Source organism: Bacillus sp. JJ1773 (assembly GCF_036962035.1).
GTDB lineage: Bacteria > Bacillota > Bacilli > Bacillales > Cytobacillaceae > Cytobacillus.
The window spans coordinates 156,350-182,718 of the sequence record NZ_JBALNX010000049.1; the positions used below are offsets into that span (position 1 = coordinate 156,350).

A 26,369-nucleotide genomic window follows, 5' to 3' on the forward strand; every position below is an offset into this window, starting at 1 on the left:
GCATACTTTATGTTTTGAACTAATAAGGTGATTTTGAAATGCACCCTTGTTTATTTAGCTGTTAAATTCCGAGTCCAAATTAGGTTGGTGCAATTACACATGTCAAAAAATCAAAAGCCTGTATACGGAGGTCAAGCAGTTGTAGAAGGAGTCATGTTTGGTGGAAAGCATCATTATGTCACTGCTGTCCGTCGCAAAGACGACTCTATAGAATATTTCGAGCTTCCCCGCAAATCGAATTCTTCCTTACAATTAATCAAAAAAATCCCATTTCTTCGAGGGATTGTTGCCATTATTGAGGCAAGCGCAAATGGCTCCAAGCATTTAAACTTTTCAACTGAAAGATATGATTTGGATCCAAGCGATGATGAAAAATTGAATGAACAAGAAGGCTCTAAATTAACTATGTGGCTAGGTGTAGCCGCGGTTGGTGTTCTTTCCTTTCTTTTCGGAAAGTTTATCTTTACTCTTGTTCCTGTTTTCTTAGCAGAGTTGACTAAGCCTATTTTCCCCGGACATTTTGCCCAAATCCTAGTAGAAGGCTTTTTTAAACTGCTGTTACTGCTTGCCTATATATACTTTGTGTCATTAACCCCTATCATCAAAAGGGTGTTTCAATACCATGGTGCAGAGCATAAAGTAATTAATGCTTTTGAAAACGGAAAAGAGCTAACAGTTGAAAATGTTCAAGCCCAATCAAGACTGCATTACCGCTGTGGAAGCAGCTTCATATTATTCACAGTTATTATTGGGGTTTTTGTATATTTACTCGTACCAACTGAACCATTATATGTACGTGTCCTCAACCGTCTTGCTCTTATTCCTGTAGTACTCGGCATTTCATTCGAGGTTCTGCAATTGACGAACAAAGTCAGAAATGTCCCAGTATGGAAATATTTGGGAATTCCAGGTCTTTGGCTGCAGCTTCTCACAACAAAGGAGCCAAAAGACGATCAAGTAGAGGTAGCGATTTTATCGTTTGAAAAATTATTAGAAAAAGAAAAGGCTTCAGAAGCACAATTAAAAACAGAAGAAATCGTTTAATTTTTTAATTTTCGTAAGTTTAAAAGAATGGAAAAATGCTCATCATGCTCATAGGGAGGTGGCTTTCTTGAAAAATCGGATTACACTATTGGTTATCTCTGGTCTCGTTCTCCTAGCTGTTTTAGGAATAACATCCAGCATGATTACAAATCCTGCCGGTTTTTTGCGGAGAATAGCTGTCATTTTATTAGTTGGTGCTATCGTGTATTACATCTTTCAACGTTTTAATAGAGCTAGCCCTAAGAAACAAGAGCAGCGAGCATTTGTTCGAGCAGCAAAGAAATCAAAGAAACGTTTTCATAAGCCCGATGCTGGAAAGGTTAGCAGCCGCAAGGCAAACTCCGGTTCTTTAACTTCCATTAAAAGGACTAGAAAAAAATCTTCAACACATTTAACTGTTATTGAAGGAAAAAAAGGCAAAAAGAAAGATCGAGCTTCGCTTTAACTGGCTCGATCTTTTTTTTCTAATAACTCCATTGTGAGAAGAATTGCTTTGTACATTTTTTACCTAAATCAACAAGTTGTTGCTTTTTATCAGAGGTTAAATGAAATTCAGTCGTTAATACTCCTTCTGTCGGGATAAAAATAATATTACTAGCATGTTTTCTAGAAATATATCGAGAGTCATGAGCCTCTTTCATTGTCTCAAATAAAGCTTCAAACATTTGAATCGCATTTCGGATTTTATGCTGGGGATGTTCACTAATACTATGGCTTAATTGCACACCTAACACTGGCCGAACTTTTCTGACATTATCTTTATCAAATAACCACATTGGAAAATTGCTTAATACACCGCCATCCACGATGATATTTGCGTTACGTTTAGTATATAGCTTTACTGGTTCGAAAAAATATGGAAGGCTGCAGCTCATGCGGATCGCTTTTGCAACAGAAAATGCCCCCGGGTCAATCCCATACTTAATTAAGTCATCAGGCAATACGATAAGTTGACCATTCGTTAAATCTGACGCTATGACACGCAACGCTTGTGGAGGAAGATCCGAAAACTTCCTTACTCCCTTGGCCGCAAGCTTTTCAGCCAACCATTTCTCAAGCTCATCGCCTTTATATAAGCCTAGACGCCAAAAAAGAAAAATCCATTTTGTAACGGCAAAAGGAAGATACGTCTTTCGTGGATCAAGAAATTTTTTCAGTTGTAATTCATCAAGCATTTCGTAAATCTCTTTACTTGAATAATTAGCCGCAATTAAAGACGCTATGATAGATCCGGCACTTGTACCTGCCAGTCTTTTAAAGCGGAAACCCCTCTTTTCGATTTCTTCATAGGCACCGATTAGCGCAAAACCTTTAATGCCTCCTCCTGAAAAAACACCATCTATATACATGGCAGCCACCCCTGTCGATGTATTAATACATTTTTAATCGATGGCTTATGAAATTAGTACGAGGGACAAAATATATTTTTCAAATACCAGCAATTAATAAGCAAAAATTGGATTAAGCTTCAGACAGTTGAGAAAATAATAAAACAATGCCTACCAAGTTGTCTATCAAAAATGAAAGGACACCCGTGCCGTTATTCATGAAAATAACGGATTTATTGTCCGCATTAATTTCTTCAATTGCCACTGTTAATTGAAAAAGGACATAAAAAAGGAGGTACTAAATCTGAAGCGATTTGTACCCCCGAAATTGATTCCATATAAGGCTTATCCCCTTTGGGCCGGAACCCATTAAGATAAGTTTTTATCCTTTTTTTGCATTAATTTATCATTATAAACCGCACTTTAATTGGGCATTGCAGTTCGTACAAGTATTACATCCACCGATTTCTTCTACATTACCTTTACGGCATACTGGGCAAGTGTTTCCTACTTCTGAGCCAATGACGTTTGTTGAACGAAGATCATTGATGGTGTCAACAAGCACAACATGCTGCTTCGTTTTTTCTTTTTTCCCGAAGCTCGTTTCTTCAAAGCTGTTTTCTTCAGCCTTCAACGTTAGAACCTGTGAATCACGAGAACCATCAACGTATACAGTTCCACCTTTTGCTCCACCGCGATACAGGCGCTCATACACTTTTTCAACCTGCTCTACGCTGTAGCCTTTTGGTGCATTAACGGTTTTACTAATAGAGCTATCAATCCAGCGTTGGATAATACATTGCACATCCGCATGTGCTTCAGGTGCTAAATCCATCGCTGCTATAAACCAATCTGGCAGATTATTTGGATCTGCTTGACTGTTTTTATCTAAATACTCTTGAACGATATCAGCTTTTACTTCAATGAATTTTCCGAGACGACCGCTTCTGAAGTAAGAGAATGAGAAGTAAGGTTCAAGTCCTGTTGATACACCAACCATTGTTCCTGTGCTCACAATTGTTACTCTCTATTTCTAGAGGGCAGGATTATTATTACCTGCTCCATATGTCGCCATATGGGTCAGACTATATCATCAACCATTTGAAATGGTTGCTCGGCATGTAGTCGTTGAGGGGTCAGCCACGACTTCCCTGCGGATTGCCTGGTAGACAATTGAGTCAACACTTTTGCATTTTTACCTAATTGTTCGCTGGCAAGGCGAGGTAGCAAAAGATACGCCAGGGTTTCCCGCATATAGCCAAGTTTACGCTACGTTTTTACAAATGTAGGGGGCAACATGTTTACCCGTAGGAGCAACGGTTAGCAAATGAGAATTACGAATACCATTTTCAAGGATAGCTTCTCGGATATCCTCAGGCATTTTCTGCATGAATCCTGTCTCAGTAAAGGCTTTTCGCAATCTATTTGTTTCATTTTCTGTTTCAGCAGTTAAGAATGGGAAGCTTCCCTTTTCTTTTGCGAGTTCTACAGAAGCACGGTATGCTGTTGTCGCAATTGTTTCGAATACTTTATCGACAAGCTCATTGCCTTTTTCAGAACCATATTCAGTCTCACAATAAATTAATAAGTCATGAAGACCCATTACACCAAGACCAACACGGCGCTCGCCAAGGGCTTGCTTTTTATTGTCTTCTAAGAAGTATGGCGTGGCATTAATGACATTATCCTGCATTCTGACTCCAACTTCGACTGTTCGCTTTAACTTTTCAAAATTAACTGTTTTATTGTCTTTATCCGCCATTTCAGCTAAATTGACAGCGGCTAAATTACAAACACTATACGGTGCGAGAGGCTGCTCTCCGCATGGGTTTGTTGCTACTACCTTCTGTCCATACGCTTTAGCATTCGTCATGTCGTTAGCATTGTCGATGAAGAAAATTCCTGGCTCTGCTGAGTAAGTAGCGCAAATATTAATTAAGTTCCAAAGCTCTTTCGCTTTGATTTTGCGGTAAACTCGTACCTTATGACCAAGCTTTTCCCATTCACGAACATCTCCAACTTTATGCCATTCTTCATTATAAATGCTCATTTCCTCTTTATCATAAGCTTCTACATCTGGGAAGCGAAGTTCATATTCAGCATCATTCTCAACCGCATCCATGAATTCCTTTGTTAAACATACAGAAATGTTGGCTCCTGTAAGGAATTCAGAATTATGAACAGAATAATTACCGCCCATTTCAAGCTTATCTTCTGCATCATGAATAATTTTCTCGCTGAATCCGCCATATCCAGGAATATTTTTATAATTAATTATTCCTTGGTACATAGCAATCTCTTGCTCAGTGAAAGGAGTAAATTTCAGTTTTTCTTTCGCATATTTTTTGATCATATCATCATTTGTCGTTTCAAGAAGGAATCTTAAGATTCTTGGGTTTTGCATTTTTGAAATGATAAATTCAATAATGTCAGGATGCCAATCCGCCAGCATAATCATTTGCGCACCGCGTCGCGACCCACCTTGCTCTACAAGATGCGTCAGTTTAGCAATATCATCCAGCCAAGATACTGACCCAGATGATTTACCATTCACGCCCTTTGCCAGTGTATTGCGTGGTCTTAATGTTGAACCATTCGTTCCAACCCCGCCTCCTCGGCTCATGATTTCCATCACCTGCTTGCGGTGCTCGGAAATGCCTTCACGGGAATCAGCGACAAACGGCATAACGTAACAGTTAAAATACGTTACATCCGTATCCGCTCCCGCTCCGTAAAGAACACGGCCAGCTGGAATAAAATTCAAGCTAGAAAGCTCTTGATAGAACTTTTCAAACCATTCTTGCCTTTTTTCTTCTGTTGCCTCAACAGAAGCTAAGCCAGTTGCGTTACGTTTCGCAATTTGCTCATAAAAAAGCTCTAGCGGTTTTTCAATGACATCTAGAGATTTCTTGATGAGTCCTGTTTTTACTTCTTCTGGGTCATCAAGCACCCCTCGATAGTCTTCTTCCACTAGAACTGTTGCAGCTTTGTTTTCCCAATCAATATCTACAATGTAACCGAGCCCTCTGGCAGGGAATTTTGGATCTTCTTTGATGGTGAGTACGACAAAGTCCCCATTAGTTAAGGTGATTTTTTCCGTATCCTTAAATGTATACCTATCAAGCATAACTAAACGGGAGACCCCTTTGTGGGTCATTTTCATATCAGAGGTGATAGGATGAACTTGAGGAAATAATCGAATGTCCTGGTTTAAACGATCAATATTTAAACTCATTTTTTGTCCTAATGCTACAGACATTTTTACAACTCCTTCAAAATATGATATTCAATTTTTTAATATGAAACTAGGATTTGGCAGATTCTAGTTGTTTTTATTAATACACTTAAGGTATCATATCAAAAATCTAAAATCAATAAATAAATCTATATATAGTAGTAAAAATATTTCTTGCACTACTACATATTGTGTTTGATTCACGTTTATTTTTTTTTGTCAAAATCAAAAAAAACTAGAATCGGGAGAAAATAAAAGATAATCCTAGTTAATAGACAGATTTAGACAAAATTTAATATATTTCGCGGCTTGCATTTATTCTGCACAAAAAAAAGCATGTCCTGAGCAAACCACTACAATTGGTTATCTCCACAAAAACAAGGATGACTCAAAGTTAAAGAGTCACCCTCTGCATTCTCTGTTTATTTCTCTTCATCCTTAGGAATAAAATCAAAAATCTTCCCGGAATCAAAACTGTCAACTAGTCGATTTAGCCATTCATAATAGCGAAGTGCATCCTTCAATTTCTCCATATCAATTCTGGCAGCCATACGAATTTCCTCATCTGTTTCCTCAGAGTTAACTAATGACTCAAGCTCTCTTAATGATTTTTTCATGGCTGACACATTCATTGAAATTCCTGCCCTCCATTTAATCGTAAAAAAGTCGGTGAAGGTTTGATACCAATCTTCCTCCGCTTGATATAGATCCTTTCTAATTCCCTTTTTCCAAATCTTTTCTACCATCTTAAGCTCAAGCAGCGTTCTTACAGAAGTACTCATACTTGTTTTGCTCATACCGAGTTCTTCTTTCATTTCATCTAGAGTCAATGGCTGATCGTGAAAATACAACATTCCATATAATCGCCCAACCGAATCGGTAACACCGTATAAGTTCATATTCATAGCAATCGTTTCAATAACACGCTCACGTGCGTGCTCAAGCTGTTCTTTTCCATTCATGTAAACATTCACATCCATAAATGTAAATTTATTTTATTTGTATTTGAAAAACCTTATTTTTGAAAATTGGCTGATCATTTTATAGATTAACATGTTTTTTTTGAAAGTAAAGCTGCTTTTGATTATGGAAATGGCAGTAAATGAAAGGGATTGTAAGGAAACGCTAATTACAGTACGTTCAGTTTTAACTGTACAAACTTTACGGATTAATATGAAAGAATATCGACTTTGCCCTTTAGTTGCTAAAACTTATACAATTAAAAAGTCTTAATGCTCGGCGTGAATATAAACGAGGTGAATGATTTGAGTGATAAAAACGCGAAATTAAGTGTGAGAAATGTAACAAAAATATTCGGAAGGAATGGAAGAAAAGCATTACAGCTTCTAAATGAAGGAAACAGCAAAAGTGAAATTCTAAAAAAGACCGGTGCGACAGTAGGTGTAAATAAGGCAAATTTTCATGTTTATACCGGAGAAATCTTTGTCATTATGGGACTTTCAGGAAGCGGTAAATCCACATTAGTTCGTATGCTTAACCGGCTTATTGACCCATCTGTTGGCGAAGTATTGATTGACGGAAAAGATATTACGAAAATGAAAAAAGACGAGCTAAGGGAAGTTCGCCGAAAAAAAATAAGTATGGTTTTTCAGAAATTTGCCTTATTACCCCATCGGACTGTGCTAGAAAATACGGAGTACGGTTTAGAAATTCAAGGGGTAAATAAGGAGCAAAGGAAACAAAAGGCATTAACTGCTTTAAAACTTGTAAATCTTGAAGGATATGAAAACCAATTTCCTGATCAGTTAAGTGGGGGAATGCAGCAGCGGGTCGGGTTAGCAAGAGCGCTCGCTAACGATCCGGATATTTTATTAATGGACGAAGCCTTTAGCGCATTGGATCCATTAATTCGGAAGGACATGCAAGATGAATTAACAGAGCTTCAATCAAAAATGGAAAAAACGATTGTATTTATTACCCATGATTTAGATGAGGCCCTTAGAATCGGCGATCGCATTGCGTTAATGAAAGACGGGGAAATTGTTCAAATCGGCACTCCCGAAGAAATATTAATGAATCCTTCAAACAAGTATGTTGAACGCTTTGTCGAAGATGTAGACTTGTCTAAAGTATTGACTGCAAACCATGTTATGAAAAGAGCAGAAACCGTACAAATCGACAAAGGTCCTCGAGTTGCTTTGCAAATGATGAGGGAGCTCGGAATTTCTAGTATATACGCAGTAGATAAGAAAAAATCTCTCCTTGGAGTAATTCATGCAGCCGATGCAAAATCAGCTGCTGAGCATAGTAAAACCTTGTTTAACATCCTCGATAAAAAGGTGCAAAAGGTTGCAGGAGATACATTATTAGCAAACTTGTTTGATAAAGTATCGACTGCAACGATTCCAGTTGCTGTTGTAGATGAAAATGACCGCCTTCAAGGCATACTTGTCCGTGGTGCAGTAATCGGCGCCCTAGCTGGGAATAATGACGTAATCAATGATTTTGAAAAAGCAAAAGAGGAAGCGGCTGTAAGTCAAAACGATAAAGGGGTGATCAAATGGAAAGCGTAATGCCAAAACTGCCGATTGCAAAATGGATGGATCAATTTGTTGATTGGCTGACAATTACCTTCGAAGTAGCCTTCGATGGCATTTCTACAGTCCTTGAAAGTGTTGTTGATGGCCTAGTTGCAGGCTTAAGTTTTATTCCATTCTATCTATTTATGATTCTATTAGCATTAATAGCCTGGAAGCTATCATCAAAAGGAATGGCACTGTTTACTTTTATTGGCTTGTTCCTCATCTATAATTTAGGCTACTGGGAACCGATGCTTGAAACACTCGCGTTAGTATTAGCAGCTGTATTTCTATCCGTTCTAATCGGGGTTCCTGCGGGAATTTGGGCTTCTCAAAGTAAACAGGTGAAAAAGATTGTTACACCGATATTAGATTTTATGCAAACAATGCCTGCTTTCGTCTATTTAATTCCGGCTATCTTCTTCTTTAATATTGGTGTTGTTCCAGGTGTTGTTGCATCCGTTATTTTCGCTATGCCTCCAACGATAAGATTAACGATACTCGGCATTCAACAAGTCCCTGCTGATATTATTGAAGCAACTGAAAGCTTCGGCTCTACGACAAGTCAGCGCCTCATCAAAGTTCAGCTCCCGCTTGCCATGCCTACGATTATGGCAGGGATTAACCAAAGCATTATGCTTGCGTTATCAATGGTCGTCATCGCATCGATGGTAGGTGCACCAGGACTAGGTGCTGATGTGTATCGTGCTGTTACACAAATTCAAATCGGTAAAGGTTTTGAGGCTGGTCTAGCGATCGTGGTTATTGCCATAATCCTCGACCGGATTACCCAAAATATAGGAATGAAAAAACAAGGGGGAAATATGTAATGAAGAAAAAATGGATGTCTGCACTAATGATTCCTGTCCTCGCATTAGGACTTGCTGCTTGCAGCTCGGACGAGGCAAGTAATAATGAAGAAAAAACAGAAAAAGGAAATCAATCTGCAGGTGAAAGCGTTGATTACAAGATCATCGGGATTGATCCAGGTGCTGGAATCATGAAAGCAACAGAAGCTGCTGTTAAGGAATATGAGCTAAATGACTGGGATGTCGTTGAAGGTTCAGGTGCCGCAATGACTGCTGCATTAAAAAAAGCCTATGCCAAGGAAGAGCCAATCATTATCACTGGCTGGACTCCACATTGGAAATTCTCTAAATTCGATTTAAAATATTTAGAGGATCCTAAAGGTGTATACGGTGGTGAAGAGAATATTCATACAATTGCACGTTTAGGGCTTGCTGATGATCACCCATCAGCCTACAAGTTTCTTGACCAATTCAATTGGACTTCAGAAGAAATGGCTGACGTAATGGTAAAAGTAACAGATGGTGAAGATCCGGAAAAGGCTGCTAAAGCTTGGGTTGAAGCAAATGCTGATAAAGTGAGCGAATGGACTGAAGGCGTAGATAAGGTAGATGGTGACAAAATTACACTTGGTTATGTAGCTTGGGACAGTGAAATTGCTAGTACTAATGTAATCTCAACCGTGTTAACAGACCTCGGATACGAAGTCACACTTCGACAAATCGAAGCAGGCCCACTATGGGCTGGTGTTGCTGACGGAAGCCTAGACGCAAGTGTCGCTGCCTGGCTGCCTGTCACACATGCTGATTACAATGAAAAATTCGATGGCAAATTCGAAGACTTAGGTCCGAATATGGAAGGGACAAAAATTGGGCTAGTCGTTCCCGCTTATATGGAAATCGATTCTATTGAAGATTTGAAAAAATAATCGTAAAAAAAGACAATGCCATCTTGGCATTGTCTTTTTTTTACCATTCTTAACACATATCACGTTCCCGCTCTGTCAGCGGTTTTTCAAGAAATGAGTCCTCTTTAATTTATCCAACTTGTACTTCTTTTTGCTTCTGACTCTCTACCATATTAACGAATATTTGAAGAAAACGAGTATCAGAAGTTAACTCTGGATGGAAAGCACAAGCAAGAACATTCCCTTCTCTTGCCGCAACAATTCTCTCATCATATTTTGCTAAAACCTCTACATTTTCACCGGTACTTTCAATAAATGGTGCACGAATAAAAACAGCCTTATAAGGATCGTCAATACCAGCTATATTAAGATTTGCTTCAAAGCTAGCAACTTGCCGGCCAAACGCATTTCTTTTTACAGTAATATCCATGATTTGCAGGTGGGATTCCTCTGAACCAACAAGTTTCTTCGCAACTAATACCATTCCAGCACAAGTTCCAAAAATGGGTTTTCCGGCCGTATAGAATTCTTTTAATGGATCGAAAAAATTGTAACGGTCGATAAGATTTCGCATAGCTGTGCTCTCACCGCCAGGGAGAATTAGTCCATTAATTTGTTCAAGCTGCTCTGGTTTCTTTACGACAACAGCCTTTAATCCCAAGGTTTCAATTTGTTTTACATGCTCGGCAACGGCACCCTGCAGTCCTAAAACCCCGATTGTTGTCATATTACCAGCCACGCTCCTGCATTCTGTCTTCAAGAGACAGCTTGGAAATATCAATTCCTTTCATTGCAGCTCCTAGCTCTTTAGAAAGCTTCCCAATTAAATCGTAATCAGTGTAATAAGTTGTAGCTTGAACAATTGCACTTGCAAATTTTTCAGGATTTTCGGATTTAAAGATACCTGAACCAACAAACACTCCATCAGCACCAAGCTCCATCATTAATGCAGCATCAGCAGGAGTAGCAATACCACCAGCAGCAAAGTTAACAACTGGCAGCTTTCCTAGTTCTTTAATTTGCTTTAAAATTTCAAAAGGAGCACCAAGAACTTTTGCTTCTGTCATTAATTCATCATTACTCATCACAGAAATTTTGCGAACCTGCGCATTTACTTTACGCATATGTCGAACCGCTTCCACAATATTACCTGTACCAGGCTCACCTTTAGTACGCAGCATTGCTGCACCCTCGCCAATACGGCGTGCAGCTTCTCCAAGATCACGGCAGCCACAAACAAACGGTACAGTGAAATCACTCTTCAATAAATGGAACTCTTCGTCTGCAGGCGTTAATACTTCACTTTCGTCAATGTAGTCTACACCCATAGCCTCTAATACTCTTGCCTCCACAATATGACCAATACGAGCTTTAGCCATTACTGGGATTGATACTGCATTCATTACTTCTTCAACAATACGAGGGTCCGCCATTCTTGCAACCCCGCCGGCAGCGCGGATATCAGAAGGCACTCTTTCTAATGCCATTACAGCAACGGCACCTGCCGCTTCTGCTACTCTTGCTTGCTCTGCATTGACAACGTCCATAATAACGCCGCCTTTTTGCATTTGAGCCATGCCTCTTTTTACAGTTTCAGTTCCTAATAATTTTTCCATATTTCACACTCCATCTCATTTAACTATTGTATTTCATGAATCTATTGATTAGTATAAAAATTTATTGACCTTCTGGAAAGTGTCAGTTTAATATGTTTTAATAGGGTCAGTAATAATTAGAAATGTTATCTGTCTCATTCCGTTTCATAAACTATTGAATTTTTTGAATCTATTGATTAGTATAAAGAGCAATTGACCGTATTGAAAGTGTCAGTTTTATAAAATATAACCAGTCCAGCATTACGGAGGTTTGATAAAAATGGAAATGTTATCATGTCACTTAAATAGATCTATTGAAATACCATTGTATGACCAATTATATCTATATATTAAAAAAGAAATAATAGAAGGACGCATACAATACGGAACAAAACTGCCATCAAAGCGGAAATTAGCTGATTTTTTAAAAATTAGTCAAAATACGGTAGAAACAGCCTATCAGCAATTGACGGCAGAAGGATATGTCGAGGCTTACCCGCGTAAAGGATATTTTGTCATGACGCATGAAGACTTAGAATATATGCAAACAAACCATTCCTTACAGGAAAATACAAAAATAAGTCAGGAATATATAAAATACAATTTCCATCCAAGCATAATTGACACTGAAAATTTCCCATTTTCCGTATGGAGAAAATACGCAAAAAATACAATCACCAAAGAAAATCATTCTTTGCTACTGCTCGGCGAGTTACAAGGGGAGATGGAATTGCGGCAAGAAATCGCTCACTATTTGTATCAAGCCAGGGGGGTACAATGTTCACCAGAACAAATAATTGTTGGGGCAGGTATCGAAATTTTATTGCAACAGCTCTTTCTTCTATTTGATAAAAAAATGGTTTATGGTGTGGAGGATCCAGGTTACCATTTGATTTTGCAGATACTAAAGGGCTTTCCAAATGAAGTGCATTCTCTTGAAGTAGATGAGGAAGGAGCAAAAGTAGAAACAATAAATCATAAAAACATCAATGTTGTCTATGTAGCTCCTTCCCACCACTTTCCATATGGAACTGTATTATCGGTAAACCGTCGAACTAAGCTGTTAAAGTGGGCTGCAGCTGAGAAAGATCGTTATATTATCGAAGATGACTATGATAGTGAATTTCGCTATAGCGGAAAGTCAATTCCCTCCTTACAAAGCATGGACATTCATGAAAAAGTGATTTATTTAGGTGCATTTTCAAAATCATTAATGCCATCAATCAGAATTAGTTATATGGTGCTGCCAAAGCCTCTTTTACAGCAATATAAAGAGAAATTGCCGTTCTACCATTCATGTTCCGTCTCAAGAATTGACCAGCATATTCTAGCTCAGTTCTTGAAGGAGGGAGATTTTGAAAGACATTTAAATAGAATGAGAAAGATTTATCGTCGTAAACTCGAAAAAGTTGTAGAATTATTAAAACCATATCAAGATAAGCTCTCTATCATTGGTGAACACTCTGGCCTTCATATCGTTCTCGTTGTTAATAACGGCATGAGTGAAGGGGAACTAGTTCAAAAAGCAGGTGAGAAAGCCATGAAGGTTTATCCATTATCCCATTACTCACTTGAAAAAAAACATGAGAATCCCCCGCAAATTGTTCTTGGTTTTGCTGGAATTCGTGAAAGTGAATTAGAAGATGCTATCCAAATGCTGTTAAGTTGTTGGAAGTTTTAATTTATAGACTAAAAAAATAGCAGCAAAAACCATGGATTTGGTCTTTGCTGCTATTTTTAGTATGTTTTAAATCCAGCCCTTTTCCTCCGCGATACTAATCGCCTCAATCCTATTTTTCACCTGAAGCTTACTAATGATTTCTGACATATAATTTCGAACAGTTCCTGCTGACAGAAAAAGAGCTGCTGAAATTTCCTTCGCTGTCTTTCCATCCGCGACCATTCGCAACACTTCTCGCTCACGTTCTGTTAGCGGATTTTCTTCTTTCATGCTCCCGAAAATTAACTCAGGAGCAAATTCACGCTTTCCCTTTATCACATTTCTAATAGATTCTGCAAGATCATCACTGGATCCGTCTTTAAGCAAGTAACCATGAACATCAACCTTTACAGCCCGTTCAAAATAGCCTGGCCGTGCGAAGGTCGTAAGGATGATAATTTTGCAGTCCGAACCAAGGCTCTTTAACTCCTCCGCAACATCCAGCCCGCTTTTGATTGGCATTTCAATATCCATCAAGCAAACATCCGGCTTAAATGCTAAAATTGTCCGTAAAGCTTCCTCTCCATTCCGAACCTGTGCAACGACTTCTAAATCGTCCTCTAAGTCCAACAGAGAGCCTAGCGCACCGCGAAGCATCCCTTGATCCTCCGCAATCACTATTCTAATCATGAAACATTCCCTGCCTCTCTCTCTTTTACGATAATGGGTACAGAAATGATCAGCTTTGTGCCATTTTCAGATGAAATATTGATAGATCCATCAATGAGTTGTAGTCTCTCCGACATTCCCTTCAAACCATTGCCGGCCATATTATTTATGGAAATCCCCTTGCCATTATCATGAATGCTTATTTGAATTTCCCCTGCTTTTTCAACAATATGAACGAAGCATTTCTTTGCCTTACTATGTTTCACGACATTTGTAACTGCCTCACGCAGGCACATACTTAATATATTTTGCGTTAATACAGGAATCCCCTCAAGCTTTGTTTCACCATGAAAAAAGAACGTAATCCCCGCTGCTTCCAAAATCGATTCAGACTCCAATAGCTCTTCAGCAACCGTAATAGTTCGCATATCAGAGACTAGCTCCCTCACTTGCGTTAATGCTGCACGCGAGGTCCTTTCAATTTCTTTTGCCTCTGCCTTCGCCCTATTAGAATCTTTCTCTATCAGTTTTCCAACTAGCTGACTTTTTAGCGTAATGAGGGATAAGGTATGCCCGAGTGTATCATGCAAATCACGAGCAATCCGCATTCTCTCCTCTCGCTTCACAAGTTCCTTTATTTTTTCATTTGCTTCATTTAGCTTCTCTTCTAGCTCCATTTTATTAGCCATTGACCTAATCCCAAATGGAGAGATAAGCATAATCACAATGAAAGGAATAAAATAGAAGTAATTATTTGGATAAAGTTCTCCGAACCTAATAATAATTGGACTAATGATTGCTAAACCAAATAAGATAAGACCCTTGAAAAATATTTTTCTATCCCGATACCATCCGATAAAATTAGCCGGAAAAAAGCCCAAAAACACATTATTAATATTATAGAAAATTGATAGAATCAAAATAATGGCAACTTGAATTAATAACCATATCGTATAGGTCCTGTCACCGTTATCAATATAATGATATAGCTGCCGGTATGTAACTAGAAATAATCCTAGCAGCATAAAGCCGGCAACTAATTTTATTCCAGGCTCAAAATAAATATAGTATCCCGGCATAAACAGATACACTAAAAAAATATACGGGAAAAATCCATACCTAGCCGGAAAAATCTCAAATTTCTTTTTCTTCACTGGCATCTGCTACACCGCCGCTTCCTGCTTTCTCCTAATATATCCTGATAATAGCATAAAAACGATCAGGTATCCTGCCAAAATTAACATATTACTCCAATCAGGGCTGTTCCCGCGAACAATCTCCCATGCGCCATTACCAAAATTATAGGAAGGCAGCCACTTTGCAAGCTTTTGCACAAAATCTGGCATAATTTCTATCGGCATCCACATCCCGCCCGAAATTGCGAGTACCATATAAATGATATTGCTAATGCCAGATGCCGTGTCCACTCGCTTCATCGTACCTACTAGAGTGCCTAGAGCTAGAAATGGAAAGGATCCTGCTAATATCCATAGGCCACTCATCACCCATTCATTTATGGAAAGAGAAACACCATTAATGATCGCACCTGCGATAAAAATAATCGAAATTGAAAATATATGAATGATTGTTTGCCCAATCATTTTTGCAGCAAAATACGCATGATCAGATAAAGGAGTTATTCTCATAAACATCGACCAGCCTTTTGTCCGCTCCTCAACAAGTCTAATTCCTAATGTCATAATAGCTGAACCCATCACACTGAAAGTCGTCATTGACATTAAATAATGTGCCTGCCATACTTGTTTATCCTCAATGCCAGTATTAAAAATCTTTGTAAAAATGACATAAAAGAGAATGGGCATTAACAGTGACCAAAACACAAAATATGGGTTCCGCAGAATTCTAATAATTTCAGCTTTACATTGCATGCCAAATGCTTTCATATTATATTGCCTCCTTATTTTCCGTTAATTGTGAAAAAGCATCATCCAGTCGACCTTGATTGATTTCTACCCCTGATATTTGAATTTTCTGTTCAAACAGCTTCGCCAACACGAGATCTGTGTTTTCAGCCTCGATCATTATACGGTTGCCTTCTTCGTATACATGAGAAACAGTAGGCAACTGCTTTAATTTTTCGAGGGAAATGCTCTCAGAAGTTGTAAAGGATATGGACTGCTTTGTCAGTTTTGCCTTAATTTCCTTAGGCGTTCCATCTTCAATGATTGACCCATTATGGAATAAAATAATTCTTTCAGAAGCATCATCGGCTTCCTGTAAATAATGGGTTGTAAAAATGATTGTTTTTTCCCGCTCCTTTAAGATGCCAATTGTTTCCCAGAAACGTTTTCTTGATGTAATATCCAAGCCAACGGTTGGTTCATCAAAAAATAACAAATCAGGGTTTCCTGCCATTGCAAGTGCAAAACCGAGACGCCGCTTTTGACCGCCAGACAGTTTATCAGCTCTCTTTTTCAATTCGTCGTCCTTTAAACCAGTTAAAGCGACAAGCTCTTCAAAGCCAAGCGGATTTGGATAATAGCTTCTGAATAATTGAATAATCTCCTTGACAGTTAATGCATCAATGACACTTACTTCTTGAAGCATAGCGCCAATCTTTTCACGCACTTTTTTATCCTTCGGCTGCAGGCCAAAAAGATTTATCCTTCCCTCTGAAGGTTCAAGCAGCCCAAGCATCATCATAATTGTAGTTGTTTTTCCGGCACCATTAGGGCCAAGGATAGCCACAATCTCACCCTTATTAATTGTCAATGAAATATTGTTCACGGCCTTTTTATTTTTAAATGTTTTTGTAACATGATCCAGTACAATAATCGATTCCATTTTTTCCACCTCCGTTATTTCTACCTTTATTCTATAATTGGAAACGGGGTAGGATTAGTGGATAATGTCATTTCTTTCAAATGACATTTGTCATAATAAAAACGAATGGTAAATAAAACAAAAAGACAGCCTATCAAAAAGGCTGTCCAATAAAAACGTATGCTTAATATTCACTTTCAATTGCTTTGATACGGTTATAAAGCTTTTCGTTTACTGGAGTCGAGATCCCATGCTTTCTCCCTAATGCTAAAACTGTTCCTGAGAAGAGTTCAACTTCACTGAAGCGTTTTGCCTCTAAATCTTGTGCCATCGATGGCTTACCCTCAGGGCTTAATTTACTTAAGACATCTAACCAATACTCGATATCCTCTTCAGTTAAATGAATCCCTTCCTTTACTGAGAGAGCCATTACCTCTCTCATCGCTGCAATCATCGTCTCTCTTGCTTGTCCAAGTCTTTGAATTTCGCCATAGTTGCCTTCATAGACCGCGACCGTTTGATTAACACCGACATTTAACATAAATTTACTCCACAAATGTTTGTACATCTCAGGGATAATTTGATATGGAATTTCCTTACTTTCAAAGAACTGGGCAACCGCTCTGACCTTTTCAGTTGATTTTTCATCTGAGTCCCTATCGCCAAAGCAAAGCTTCCCCATATGATCATAAGTCAATTGGTTGCCTACCTTAACAGCATCCATCCCCTGAGCCACACAGTATAAAACCTTTTCCATTCCGTATGCATCGCCTATAATGGCCTCGCTTGTAATTCCATTTAATGCAGACAGGATAATCGTGTGTTCCCCTACATGATTTTTGCAAGCTTGGATTGCATCAGTTAGTCCGTCGTTTTTCACCGTAAAAATTAGTAAATCAGCAGGGTCTACCTGCTCTTCAGGTGTTACATAATTAAAATCACAGCGTTCCTCATTGCAGTAAACATGCTCGCTCCGATATCTATCTATTCGTCCCTTGTCAGCAATAAATCTTAGATTCCCTTTCGGCATTCTCTTTGATAGATGGTGACCGAATAGGACCCCTAATGCCCCTAAGCCTATGATGGATATGGTTTTAATCTCTTTCACAGCTATACTCTCCCTTCTATACTGAATATTTTAACATAGGGTGAGGAGGTAAATGGTGAAATTAACCTATTAAACAACGAACAAAAAGCGGTGCCAATTGGCCCGCCTTTATCGTTTGAAATTCCATTCATCTTGTTCATAGCGCTCTTTTGCAATTTTATTGACGTATGCTAATTCATCTTCTGTTAGCTCATATGGCTCCAATTCAATATTAAGCCCTTCTGCAAATCCTATTCGAAATGCTTCCTTTGCCTGTTCAAGCGTTATTCTTTCTTGACTAATTTCATTAATCGCTACAGCTTTATTTTTAAAGGCCCTTTGCATTCGCTCCTTCACCCGATCATTTGGGTATTTAAATAGGCTAAAGAGCTTATCTTCTTCGATATCAAGTAAAATGGAGCCGTGCTGAAGGATGACACCCTTCTGCCTTGTTTGTGCACTTCCGGCAACTTTCCTTCCTTCAACAACAAGCTCATACCAGCTTGGAGCATCAAAGCAGACAGCAGAGCGAGGATTTTTTAGTGATTCTCTCTCTTCATCCGTCTTTGGTACGGCGAAATATGCGTCCATACCTAAATGATGAAAGCCTTTTAAAATCCCTTCGGAAATTACCCTGTATGCTTCCGTAACAGTTTTCGGCATTTGAGGATGTTCCTCAGATACAATCACACTATATGTAAGCTCATGCTCATGAAGGACCCCTCTTCCCCCAGTTGGCCGTCTAACAAACCCTAACCCATGCTGTTTAACAGCGTCCATATTAATCTCTCTATCAACCTTTTGAAAATATCCTATCGAAAGTGTCGCAGGATTCCATCCATAGAAACGAATGGTTGGTGGAATCTTCCCCGCACTATTCCAATCAAGAAGTGCTTCATCCAGTGCCATATTAAAAGAAGGAGACCCAGCACCTGTATCAATAAATCGCCATGTTTCTTTTGTCATCGTACAAACCTCATTTACAAATTGTATATGTATGCGAGTTTAGTCTATCAAAAAATTGCAAAAAAACAAAGCAACATGATTTTTGCAGGGAATTTGTCTGATTTCCTTTACTCGTCTCATAGAACACTTATATAATAGAGAAGGCAAGTTTCAGTGCGAAAGGAGAAAGACATTTTGGAAACACTTTATTTCCTTCTAATCATGTTAGGCGGATTCCTTACGTATTCCTTAATAACTTGGTTATATCAGAAGAGAATTGTCAAGACATTGACTGAAGAACAATTTCGCGAAGGCTACCGAAAAGCCCAGCTAATTGATGTTCGTGAACCTAATGAGTTTGAGAATGGACATATTCTAGGTGCTCGAAATATTCCGCTATCACAGTTGAAAATGCGCTTGAAGGAGCTTAGACCTGACAAGCCTGTCTATTTATATTGCCAAAGTGGCATGAGAAGCGGCAGAGCAGCCCAGTTTCTTCACCGCAAAGGGTATAGGGACCTTTCACATCTTCAAGGCGGATTTAAAAAATGGTCTGGTAAAATTAAGACAAAATAAAACTGAAAAAACACACGATCAAAAGACCTCTGCATATTTCTATGCAGAGGTCTTTTTTGGTTCATATTATTGTTTTTGGTAACGAAGCACTGGCTTACGGGCAGCCATTGTTTCATCAAGACGGCCGATAACCGTACTATGTGGTGCTTCTTGAACGATTTCCGGATTCTCTTCTGCCTCTTTCGCAATTTGGATCATGGCATCACAGAATGCATCAAGCGTTTCTTTTGATTCTGTTTCAGTTGGTTCAATCATAATACATTCTTCCACGTTAAGCGGGAAGTAAATAGTTGGCGGATGGTAGCCAAAGTCTAGAAGGCGCTTCGCAATATCAAGTGTACGCACGCCAAGTTTCTTTTGACGCTTTCCGCTTAATACGAATTCATGCTTACAATGCTTATCAAATGGAAGATCATAAGAACCTTGAAGTCTTCTCATCATATAGTTTGCATTTAATACTGCATATTCTGTTACAGCTTTTAATCCATCTGGACCCATTGAACGAATATACGTATAAGCACGCACATTAATTCCGAAGTTTCCATAATAAGGCTTCACACGGCCAATGGACTGCGGACGGTCATAATCTAATACGAATTGATCGCCTTGTTTCACTAAAACTGGCTTTGGCAGGTAAGGAATCAAGTCTGCTTTTACACCAACAGGACCTGAACCAGGACCGCCACCGCCATGCGGGCCAGTAAATGTTTTATGCAAGTTCAAGTGAACTAAGTCAAATCCCATATCTCCAGGACGTGCTTTAGACATAACGGCATTTAGGTTAGCTCCATCATAGTATAGCTTTCCGCCTGCACCGTGAACAATTTCTGCCATTTCAAGAATATTTTCTTCAAACAGCCCTAATGTATTTGGATTAGTAAGCATTAGTGCAGCAGTATCTTCGCCTACTACTCGTCTTAAATCTTCTAAGTCTACTAGTCCATCCTCATTGGATTTAACAGTAATCGTTTCAAAGCCAGCAACTGCAGCAGAAGCAGGGTTTGTACCATGTGCTGAGTCAGGTACAATGACTTTCGTACGGTTAAAGTCGCCATTTGCTTCATGGAACGCACGAACCATCATTAAAGCAGTCCATTCCCCATGAGCACCTGCAGCAGGCTGAAGTGTAACTTGATCCATACCCGTAATTTCGATTAAATGCTCCTGAAGATCATACATTAACTCTAGAGCACCTTGAACTGAACTCTCATCCTGAAGCGGGTGCAAATGAGCAAATCCAGCGTAACGTGCCACATTTTCATTGATTTTCGGATTATATTTCATTGTACAAGAGCCAAGCGGGTAAAAACCGGAGTCAACCCCATGGTTACGAGTAGATAGAGCCGTATAATGGCGCATTATATCTAACTCTGATACTTCTGGAAGCTCTGCTAATTCTTCTCTTAAATAGCCCGCTGGAATCAGTTCATTAATATCAGTTTCCGGAACATCCATTTCCGGGAGACTATAACCGATGCGGCCAGGGTTGCTTAATTCAAAAATGAGTGCTTGATCATCCTTATGCATGGTACTCCCCCATTTCTTTAACAAAAGTATCAATTTCTTCTTTTGTTCTTAATTCTGTGACCGCTACTAACATATGATTAGCTAGGTCAGAATAATCTCTGCCTAAATCATAGCCGCCAATGATGCCTTTTTTAAGAAGCTTTTGATTCACTTCTTTAACAGGTGTATTTAACTTAATGACAAATTCATTAAAGGATGGTCCTTCAAAGACAACTTCAAAGCCATTTTCTTTAAATGCCTTTTTAGCATAGCTGGCTTTCTGAATATTAGATAAGGCCATTTCCTTTGCGCCTTGCTTTCCTAATGCTGTCATTGCTACGGAAGCAGCAAGTGCATTTAAAGCTTGGTTTGAACAAATATTTGAAGTTGCCTTTTCACGGCGGATATGCTGTTCGCGCGCTTGAAGTGTTAGAACAAAGCCGCGGCGTCCTTCTTCATCAACTGTTTGTCCAACAAGACGTCCTGGCACTTTTCTCATTAATTTGTTCGTAACTGCAAAGTAACCGCAATGTGGGCCGCCAAATGCTGTCGGAATTCCGAAAGGCTGTGCATCTCCTGCAACAATATCTGCACCGAATTTTCCAGGTGGTGTTAGCGCTCCTAGTGAAAGTGGGTTGCTTGATACGACAAATAATGATTTTTGTGCGTGAATAATTTCTTCAAGCTCTTTCATTGGTTCAATTCTTCCAAAGAAGTTTGGATACTGAACGATTACCGCGGCGATATCATCATTGATCATTTCTTTCAATGCATCAATATCTGTAACACCATCTTTATGCGGAACCTCAACGACCTCAATGAATTGGCCTTTCGCATACATTTTTACAACTTCTTTTGATTCTGGATGTACCGCACTCGAGATTAATAGCTTTTTACGTCGAGTTTGAGCAGCACTTAACGTTCCAGCTTCAGCAAGAGCAGTTCCGCCATCATACATAGAAGAGTTCGCCACATCCATACCTGTTAATTCGCAAATCATTGTTTGGAATTCAAAGATTGCCTGTAGCTCCCCTTGAGAGATTTCTGGCTGGTATGGTGTATAGGCTGTATAGAATTCAGAACGAGAAAGTACATGATCAACGATTACTGGCATGTAATGATCATAAACCCCTGCTCCAATAAAAGAAGTATTGCTCTTTAGATCAGCATTCTTTTGAGCCATTAACAAAAGTTCTTTCATTAGTGCTGTTTCAGTTGCTGCTGGCTTAATATTATATTCACCTTTAAATCTAACTTTTTCTGGAATATCACTAAATAATTCGTCAATTGAGTTTACACCGATTGTAGCGAGCATTTCTTTCTTGTCTGTCTCAGTCATCGGTAAATAGCGATGTTTCATCATTATGTCTCCTCTCCTATTTTTTCTCTTTTTTATAGAAAGGCGTCGCTGCCACAACTGCTTTTAGGCGCTTTCCGCGAATCTCTACTTCTACTTCTGTTCCAATAGCAGTATTTTCAGTCTTTAATAAAGCCAAGCCGATATTTTTCTTTAAAGTAGGAGATTGTGTACCTGTTGTTACTTCTCCAATTTGCTCTTCGCCTTTAAAAACTGGGTAGCCATGGCGTGGAATACCGCGATCGATCATTTCAATTCCAGCTAATTTTCTAGTTAAACCTTCTTCTTTTTGTTTTAAAAGAACTTCTTTTCCGATAAAATCAGCTTCTTTATTCACTTTAACAGCAAAACCGATTCCTGCTTCAAGAGGTGTGATTTCCGGAGAAATTTCTTGGCCGTAAAGAACAAGATTTGCTTCAAAGCGCAACGTATCACGGGCACCTAAGCCACAAGCGATTACCCCTTCTTCTTTTCCAGCTTCTAAAATATCCTTCCAAATAGCTACAACATCATTGGCATCGCAATAAATTTCGAAGCCGTCTTCACCAGTATAGCCTGTTCTTGATACAAGAGCTTTTTTCCCATTTAGATCGACTTCATTTTGGAATTTAAAGAAACCGATGTCTGATAAATTAGTTTCACTTGCCAGCTTTTGAAGGACCCCTTCAGCTAATGGACCTTGGATCGCAACTTGTGCAGTCTTGTCAGAAAGGTTTTCGATTACTACATCGCCTTCAAGATGGTCTGCAAGCCATTTATAATCCTTTTCAATATTTGAAGCATTGACTACAAGTAAATAATGATCATCTGCAAATTTATAGACAAGTAAATCATCAACAGTCCCGCCATTTTCGTAGCACATTGCTGTATATTGGGCACCAAACTCTTTTAGTTTAGAGATGTCATTTGTCATCATTTTTTGAAGATATGAAAGACTGTCTGGACCCTTCACTTCAATTTCACCCATATGGGATACATCAAACAATCCAGCTTTTGTACGAACTGCTTCATGCTCCTCTTTAATGCTTGAGAACTGAACAGGCAGATCCCAGCCACCAAAGTCAATTGTCTTAGCACCATAGTCTTTGTAAACATCGAATAATGGTGTACGTTTTAACTGTGACATTCACTTGTCCCCCTTTTATCCTTTTTAAAAATTTAGAAATTTGCCAATGGAATGCAAAAAGCTCCATGCTCAGAAGCAAGCACATTCCACACACCAAAAAAAGACAGAAATCCCCCTATAAAAAGAGAAGATCCCTGTCCTTGCACCTGAAAGTTTACCGAAAACCGGTTTTCCCCTTTGGTGGCTTCTTAATTAAGAAGCACTCTCCAGAGCTACGTCCAACAAGGGTTCTTTTGCCTGAGAGATTCACAACAGAAATTGCTTGCTCCTTCGGCGCTACAAAAGTAGTCTCTCCCCTTATCATCATCCGTATTTATAAAATTTTCCAAATTGGTCATACTATACGCAAATGCGTTCCATATAATTAGGTTTAGCATTAAATCCAAAATGAAACCTTTATTCTCTTATTAAATCATTCGATAAACAAAGTGGTTGTGGCAAATTTCAAAACTTTCAAAGCTATTATTATCCTACCATTAGAAACCTATTTGAGCAATGGGTAATATTTTTCTCGTTAAAAGAAATGCGGAAGCGCCTCGAATTAGCAGGCGCTAAAGCAAGACAGCTTTAAAAGGAGAAGTTTTATGACAGTAAAAATTGAATTTGATTCGTCATGGCAAGAGGACTTTTTATCTAGAATTGAGCAGGACGGTCCATGGGGGAACTGGGAACTCTATAAACTAGCGATAGAAGTTGAGAATCATACAACGATCCCTGAATTTGAGGGTCTGCAGGCACCTAAGCATCTATCGGGCCTTACACCATTGCCACACCAGCTGGAGGTTGCTAAGCAAGTAGTAGAAAATATGAATGGAAAAGCCATTCTTGCAGATGAAGTAGGTTTAGGGAAAACAATTGAAGCGGGATTAGTATTAAAGGAATACATGATACGCGGCTTAGTGAAAAAGGTACTAATCCTTGTGCCGGCCTCTCTAGTAACCCAATGGGCTATTGAACTAAACACAAAATTTTTCATTCCAGCTATTACCCAGAGGAAAAGCTATGTTTGGGAGCAGTGTGATGTGGTTGTATCATCTATTGATACAGCTAAGCGAAATCCTCACAGAGATATAATATATAAACAAGATTATGATTTAATCATTATCGATGAAGCTCATAAGCTCAAAAACAATAAAACGAAAAACTATGAGTTTGTGCAAAACTTAAAAAAGAAGTTTTGTTTACTTTTAACAGCTACACCCATTCAAAATCGGATCAGTGAAATTTTTAACCTTGTTTCTTTATTAAAGCCCGGCCATTTAGGAAATGAATCTGCTTTTTATCGAAAATACAATAAGGATGCTCGTAACTTAGATGATGATAAGCATTTAAAGGAATTAGTCAATAAAGTAATGATTCGCAACCGGCGTGCAGATACAGGCATCGAGTGGACAAAACGAGTAGTCGAAACGATTCCTATTGAATTTTCAAAAGAAGAAAGGGAGCTTTATGAAGCAGTCACTAACATGCGGAGAGATAATGATTGGATAAGCTCCAGCCAATTTTCTGTGATGACCCTTCAGCGCGAGGCCTGCAGCAGTCGTGAGGCAGTTTACTATACATTAAAAAATATGCTGGAAAGACAAGAGGAGCCAACTGAAGCCTATCAAAAGCAAATTCAATATTTAGTTACGAAGGTTGAAGCCGTACAAAAAAACTCTAAAGCGGAAAAAGCACTTGAATTGATTCAGCAAATTAACGATAAAGTCATTATTTTCACAGAATATCGGGCAACACAAATGTATCTTCAATGGTTTCTTAAGCAGTATGGCATTACCTCTGTACCCTTTCGAGGAGGGTTTAAAAGAGGCAAAAAAGATTGGATGCGTGAACTTTTTCAAAAAAACGCGCAAGTGCTGATTGCAACGGAAGCCGGAGGTGAAGGGATTAACCTTCAGTTTTGTCATCACATCATTAATTTTGACTTGCCATGGAACCCCATGAGACTTGAGCAAAGAATTGGGCGTATTCACCGACTTGGACAGGAAAAGGATGTCATGATTTATAATTTTGCTACAAAGGATACTGTTGAGGAGCATGTCTTAAAGTTGTTGTACGAGAAAATAAATCTTTTCGAAAAGGTGATTGGGGATTTAGACGATATTCTAACTAAGCTTGATTTCGGAAATATAGAGGATCACCTTATTGATATATTCGGCAAATCTGCCTCAGAGGGCGAAATGAGGATTAAAATGGATAATTTATCATCGATGATTCAATTTGCTGAAGAAATGCGGGAGGGTGAAAAAAATGCAGCAACAAGAAATTCATAAATTTCTTGAAAAATACTTCCATGCTAACGGCTGTGAGATTGTAGAAAATGGGCAAGGCTATATGACAGTCCAACTTACAATTGAGCTGGATAAAGAGCTTATGAATAGACCATTCTACTGGCATTACTTGGAGAAAACCGGAGGAGTGCCTAATCCCATGAAGCTTACATTTATAACTAATCAGCAGCATGCACCCGAACAAATAAAAGGAGAAAGTATTCACTTTGGTTCGCCGCGCCTTCACCAAATTTTTCAGTCAGCAAAAAGCTTAGCGGGTTATATTCGATTATATGAAAAACATCATCAGGCACCTGGGCAACAAATCCCCTTGAGGCCATGGCTTGGCATGAATGTCCGCATTTCCTATAAATGTGACCGAAAAAGGGATATCTTTAAATCAATTGGACTCCATTTAATAAATGGACAAATGGTTGAAAATTTTCATGATAAGCTGCTTCAATTACAGCTAACACCGAAAATTCCAGACTATTCATTTACACTCTCTCCTCTAATTATGCCAAAAAGCGGAATCTCAAGAGTGGAAAATTTCCTTAAATATCAAATCGAACAAGAGGATCACTCTTGGGCTGAAAAAGCTAGAGAACGCTGGGACAAGGACCTAAACCTTCTGGAACATTTTTATGAAGAGGCAGAAGAAAAGGATGAAAGCTATGAAATTGAAAAAACGGCTTTAAAGGAACAATATGAGCCTAAAGTGAAGATCTCCATTGTAAACGGAGGATTGTTTTATTTAACTGATCAGGCTGTGTAACAACAAAAGCGGAAGCGCCTTGATAGGGGAACATCGATTAAAAGCCGCCACATCCTGTGGCAAACATCGATGTAAGCACATCCTGTGCAAGTCCGACAAGCATAAGACAAGCCGGCAGAAAGGTTGTTCTTTAACCTTTTTGACGGATTGGCTTATGA

22 protein-coding genes, 2 pseudogenes and 2 riboswitches are annotated in these 26,369 nt (G+C 38.9%); of the genes and pseudogenes, 9 read left to right on the top strand and 15 right to left on the bottom strand.

Annotated elements, in window-relative coordinates; genetic code table 11:
• Positions 1–99: 99 nt before the first annotated feature.
• Together V7127_RS14805 and V7127_RS14810 are read left to right on the top strand one after the other, a co-directional pair.
• Positions 100–1,044: a DUF1385 domain-containing protein gene (locus tag V7127_RS14805; protein ID WP_335487157.1), complete on the top strand. Its 945-nt coding sequence runs from the start codon at positions 100–102 to the stop codon at positions 1,042–1,044.
• 58 nt (positions 1,045–1,102) lie between these two features.
• Positions 1,103–1,489, top strand: coding sequence for an SA1362 family protein (locus V7127_RS14810; protein WP_335487161.1), 387 nt, complete (start codon positions 1,103–1,105; stop codon positions 1,487–1,489).
• Between the two features lie 19 nt (positions 1,490–1,508).
• Here the strand turns inward: V7127_RS14810 and V7127_RS14815 are convergent, their stop codons facing one another.
• The 4 genes and pseudogenes from V7127_RS14815 to V7127_RS14830 all read right to left on the bottom strand — a co-directional run bounded on the left by V7127_RS14815 (position 1,509) and on the right by V7127_RS14830 (position 6,587).
• A complete protein-coding gene (locus V7127_RS14815; protein ID WP_335487163.1) occupies positions 1,509–2,393 on the bottom strand; it encodes a patatin-like phospholipase family protein in 885 nt (294 codons plus the stop codon).
• A 388-nt stretch (positions 2,394–2,781) separates the two neighbouring features.
• A pseudogene (locus V7127_RS14820) lies at positions 2,782–3,384 on the bottom strand (hypothetical protein); the annotation flags it as partial.
• A 291-nt stretch (positions 3,385–3,675) separates the two neighbouring features.
• Positions 3,676–5,631: pseudogene (locus tag V7127_RS14825) on the bottom strand (vitamin B12-dependent ribonucleotide reductase); the annotation flags it as partial.
• Positions 5,632–6,029: 398 nt separating this feature from the next.
• Positions 6,030–6,587, bottom strand: a complete 558-nt coding sequence (locus tag V7127_RS14830) for a GbsR/MarR family transcriptional regulator (RefSeq protein ID WP_335487166.1) — start codon at positions 6,585–6,587, stop codon at positions 6,030–6,032.
• A 285-nt stretch (positions 6,588–6,872) separates the two neighbouring features.
• Here V7127_RS14830 and V7127_RS14835 point away from each other — a divergent pair, with 285 nt between their 5' ends.
• From V7127_RS14835 to V7127_RS14845, 3 genes are read left to right on the top strand one after another with little or no spacing between them, the layout of a single operon-like run.
• Positions 6,873–8,141, top strand: a complete 1,269-nt coding sequence (locus V7127_RS14835) for a quaternary amine ABC transporter ATP-binding protein (protein WP_438824009.1) — start codon at positions 6,873–6,875, stop codon at positions 8,139–8,141.
• Entirely contained in the window at positions 8,129–8,977 is an 849-nt protein-coding gene (locus tag V7127_RS14840; RefSeq protein ID WP_335487172.1) for an ABC transporter permease, read from the top strand. Before V7127_RS14835 ends, V7127_RS14840 begins: the two co-directional genes overlap by 13 nt.
• Positions 8,977–9,882 carry a glycine betaine ABC transporter substrate-binding protein gene (locus V7127_RS14845; RefSeq protein ID WP_335487175.1) on the top strand — a complete coding sequence of 302 codons (906 nt, stop codon included), beginning with the start codon at positions 8,977–8,979 and terminating at the stop codon, positions 9,880–9,882. Before V7127_RS14840 ends, V7127_RS14845 begins: the two co-directional genes overlap by 1 nt.
• A 109-nt stretch (positions 9,883–9,991) precedes the next feature.
• On the opposite strand, the gene pdxT is transcribed toward V7127_RS14845, so the two are convergent.
• Together pdxT and pdxS are read right to left on the bottom strand one after the other, a co-directional pair.
• Positions 9,992–10,588 (bottom strand): pyridoxal 5'-phosphate synthase glutaminase subunit PdxT, encoded by a 597-nt coding sequence (pdxT, locus tag V7127_RS14850; protein ID WP_335487178.1) that lies wholly within the window; start codon positions 10,586–10,588, stop codon positions 9,992–9,994.
• Between the two features lies 1 nt (position 10,589).
• Positions 10,590–11,477: a pyridoxal 5'-phosphate synthase lyase subunit PdxS gene (gene pdxS / locus V7127_RS14855; protein WP_315665485.1), complete on the bottom strand. Its 888-nt coding sequence runs from the start codon at positions 11,475–11,477 to the stop codon at positions 10,590–10,592.
• A gap of 259 nt (positions 11,478–11,736) precedes the next feature.
• Between pdxS and V7127_RS14860 the strand changes: the two genes are divergently transcribed.
• The gene (locus V7127_RS14860; protein ID WP_335487181.1) at positions 11,737–13,137 is read left to right on the top strand and encodes a PLP-dependent aminotransferase family protein; all 1,401 of its coding nucleotides are present in this window, start codon (positions 11,737–11,739) and stop codon (positions 13,135–13,137) included.
• 66 nt (positions 13,138–13,203) lie between these two features.
• On the opposite strand, the gene V7127_RS14865 is transcribed toward V7127_RS14860, so the two are convergent.
• The 6 genes from V7127_RS14865 to V7127_RS14890 all read right to left on the bottom strand — a co-directional run bounded on the left by V7127_RS14865 (position 13,204) and on the right by V7127_RS14890 (position 18,622).
• On the bottom strand, positions 13,204–13,806 hold the full coding sequence (locus V7127_RS14865; protein ID WP_335487184.1) for a response regulator transcription factor: 603 nt from the start codon (positions 13,804–13,806) through the stop codon (positions 13,204–13,206).
• On the bottom strand, positions 13,803–14,945 hold the full coding sequence (locus V7127_RS14870) for a sensor histidine kinase (protein WP_335487187.1): 1,143 nt from the start codon (positions 14,943–14,945) through the stop codon (positions 13,803–13,805). Before V7127_RS14870 ends, V7127_RS14865 begins: the two co-directional genes overlap by 4 nt.
• Before the next feature lie 3 nt (positions 14,946–14,948).
• On the bottom strand, positions 14,949–15,689 hold the full coding sequence (locus V7127_RS14875; RefSeq protein ID WP_335487190.1) for an ABC transporter permease: 741 nt from the start codon (positions 15,687–15,689) through the stop codon (positions 14,949–14,951).
• A 1-nt stretch (position 15,690) separates the two neighbouring features.
• Positions 15,691–16,590: an ABC transporter ATP-binding protein gene (locus V7127_RS14880; protein WP_335487193.1), complete on the bottom strand. Its 900-nt coding sequence runs from the start codon at positions 16,588–16,590 to the stop codon at positions 15,691–15,693.
• A 163-nt stretch (positions 16,591–16,753) separates the two neighbouring features.
• Complete coding sequence (locus tag V7127_RS14885; RefSeq protein WP_335487196.1) at positions 16,754–17,677, bottom strand: ketopantoate reductase family protein; 924 nt, start codon at positions 17,675–17,677, stop codon at positions 16,754–16,756.
• A gap of 108 nt (positions 17,678–17,785) precedes the next feature.
• Complete coding sequence (locus tag V7127_RS14890) at positions 17,786–18,622, bottom strand: lipoate--protein ligase family protein (RefSeq protein ID WP_335487199.1); 837 nt, start codon at positions 18,620–18,622, stop codon at positions 17,786–17,788.
• Positions 18,623–18,796: 174 nt separating this feature from the next.
• Here V7127_RS14890 and V7127_RS14895 point away from each other — a divergent pair, with 174 nt between their 5' ends.
• The gene (locus V7127_RS14895; protein WP_335487202.1) at positions 18,797–19,177 is read left to right on the top strand and encodes a rhodanese-like domain-containing protein; all 381 of its coding nucleotides are present in this window, start codon (positions 18,797–18,799) and stop codon (positions 19,175–19,177) included.
• A gap of 66 nt (positions 19,178–19,243) precedes the next feature.
• Here the strand turns inward: V7127_RS14895 and gcvPB are convergent, their stop codons facing one another.
• From gcvPB to gcvT, 3 genes are read right to left on the bottom strand one after another with little or no spacing between them, the layout of a single operon-like run.
• A complete protein-coding gene (gene gcvPB, locus V7127_RS14900) occupies positions 19,244–20,704 on the bottom strand; it encodes an aminomethyl-transferring glycine dehydrogenase subunit GcvPB (RefSeq protein ID WP_335487206.1) in 1,461 nt (486 codons plus the stop codon).
• The gene (gene gcvPA, locus V7127_RS14905; protein ID WP_335487305.1) at positions 20,697–22,043 is read right to left on the bottom strand and encodes an aminomethyl-transferring glycine dehydrogenase subunit GcvPA; all 1,347 of its coding nucleotides are present in this window, start codon (positions 22,041–22,043) and stop codon (positions 20,697–20,699) included. The genes gcvPB and gcvPA overlap by 8 nt, the downstream gene beginning before the upstream one ends.
• Before the next feature lie 16 nt (positions 22,044–22,059).
• Complete coding sequence (gene gcvT, locus V7127_RS14910) at positions 22,060–23,166, bottom strand: glycine cleavage system aminomethyltransferase GcvT (RefSeq protein WP_335487209.1); 1,107 nt, start codon at positions 23,164–23,166, stop codon at positions 22,060–22,062.
• A gap of 132 nt (positions 23,167–23,298) precedes the next feature.
• A riboswitch (glycine riboswitch) is annotated at positions 23,299–23,378 on the bottom strand.
• A gap of 3 nt (positions 23,379–23,381) precedes the next feature.
• Positions 23,382–23,473: riboswitch (glycine riboswitch) on the bottom strand.
• Positions 23,474–23,750: 277 nt separating this feature from the next.
• Here gcvT and V7127_RS14915 point away from each other — a divergent pair.
• Together V7127_RS14915 and V7127_RS14920 are read left to right on the top strand one after the other, a co-directional pair.
• Positions 23,751–25,439, top strand: coding sequence for a DEAD/DEAH box helicase (locus V7127_RS14915; protein ID WP_335487212.1), 1,689 nt, complete (start codon positions 23,751–23,753; stop codon positions 25,437–25,439).
• The gene (locus V7127_RS14920; protein ID WP_335487215.1) at positions 25,417–26,211 is read left to right on the top strand and encodes a YqhG family protein; all 795 of its coding nucleotides are present in this window, start codon (positions 25,417–25,419) and stop codon (positions 26,209–26,211) included. Before V7127_RS14915 ends, V7127_RS14920 begins: the two co-directional genes overlap by 23 nt.
• Positions 26,212–26,369 lie beyond the last annotated feature (158 nt).

Bases quoted from the DNA above. Each gene is read 5' to 3' on its own strand.
- V7127_RS14920 (WP_335487215.1), top strand. From the start codon at position 25,417: ATGCAGCAACAAGAAATTCATAAATTTCTTGAAAAATACTTCCATGCT.
- V7127_RS14815 (WP_335487163.1), bottom strand. From the start codon at position 2,393: ATGTATATAGATGGTGTTTTTTCAGGAGGAGGCATTAAAGGTTTTGCG.
- gcvPA (WP_335487305.1), bottom strand. From the start codon at position 22,043: ATGAAACATCGCTATTTACCGATGACTGAGACAGACAAGAAAGAAATG.
- V7127_RS14870 (WP_335487187.1), bottom strand. From the start codon at position 14,945: ATGCCAGTGAAGAAAAAGAAATTTGAGATTTTTCCGGCTAGGTATGGA.
- V7127_RS14865 (WP_335487184.1), bottom strand. From the start codon at position 13,806: ATGATTAGAATAGTGATTGCGGAGGATCAAGGGATGCTTCGCGGTGCG.
- V7127_RS14880 (WP_335487193.1), bottom strand. From the start codon at position 16,590: ATGGAATCGATTATTGTACTGGATCATGTTACAAAAACATTTAAAAAT.
- V7127_RS14830 (WP_335487166.1), bottom strand. From the start codon at position 6,587: ATGGATGTGAATGTTTACATGAATGGAAAAGAACAGCTTGAGCACGCA.
- V7127_RS14845 (WP_335487175.1), top strand. From the start codon at position 8,977: ATGAAGAAAAAATGGATGTCTGCACTAATGATTCCTGTCCTCGCATTA.
- V7127_RS14840 (WP_335487172.1), top strand. From the start codon at position 8,129: ATGGAAAGCGTAATGCCAAAACTGCCGATTGCAAAATGGATGGATCAA.
- pdxS (WP_315665485.1), bottom strand. From the start codon at position 11,477: ATGGAAAAATTATTAGGAACTGAAACTGTAAAAAGAGGCATGGCTCAA.
- V7127_RS14805 (WP_335487157.1), top strand. From the start codon at position 100: ATGTCAAAAAATCAAAAGCCTGTATACGGAGGTCAAGCAGTTGTAGAA.
- gcvPB (WP_335487206.1), bottom strand. From the start codon at position 20,704: ATGCATAAGGATGATCAAGCACTCATTTTTGAATTAAGCAACCCTGGC.
- V7127_RS14860 (WP_335487181.1), top strand. From the start codon at position 11,737: ATGGAAATGTTATCATGTCACTTAAATAGATCTATTGAAATACCATTG.
- V7127_RS14915 (WP_335487212.1), top strand. From the start codon at position 23,751: ATGACAGTAAAAATTGAATTTGATTCGTCATGGCAAGAGGACTTTTTA.
- V7127_RS14875 (WP_335487190.1), bottom strand. From the start codon at position 15,689: ATGAAAGCATTTGGCATGCAATGTAAAGCTGAAATTATTAGAATTCTG.
- V7127_RS14890 (WP_335487199.1), bottom strand. From the start codon at position 18,622: ATGACAAAAGAAACATGGCGATTTATTGATACAGGTGCTGGGTCTCCT.
- gcvT (WP_335487209.1), bottom strand. From the start codon at position 23,166: ATGTCACAGTTAAAACGTACACCATTATTCGATGTTTACAAAGACTAT.
- pdxT (WP_335487178.1), bottom strand. From the start codon at position 10,588: ATGACAACAATCGGGGTTTTAGGACTGCAGGGTGCCGTTGCCGAGCAT.